The following is a 263-nucleotide window of genomic DNA, read 5'->3' on the forward strand; positions in this document are numbered from 1 at the left end:
GAGATGCAAGCGATTCGCTACGCGGCCATGATTGCCTCCACTCGCCTCGCCCAGATTGCGCCCTACTATGTTTCGTACCTGGCTAAACACGAAAAACGGGAAGTGGCTCTAAGCGATGCCATGGCCGAAATTCGCTCCTTTGTCCAAAACCCTGACTTCAATGAGCTCTCGACTCGTCCCAGAATCGTGCTGTGCGCCCAAGACTTCGGGCCGGAGTTGACGACAACAGTCCTCTGGCTCAGAGAGTTTGGGATAGACCTCTC

1 protein-coding gene is annotated in these 263 nt (G+C 55.1%); it reads left to right on the forward strand.

Annotation, left to right across the window (positions count from 1 at the left end; all coding sequences use genetic code 11):
- Positions 1-263, forward strand: a 263-nt coding sequence (locus ACZ3GY_RS24215; RefSeq protein ID WP_465912312.1) for a hypothetical protein, incomplete at both ends; no start/stop codon positions are given.

This window comes from Pseudomonas sp. PME37.24/006, assembly GCF_055556635.1.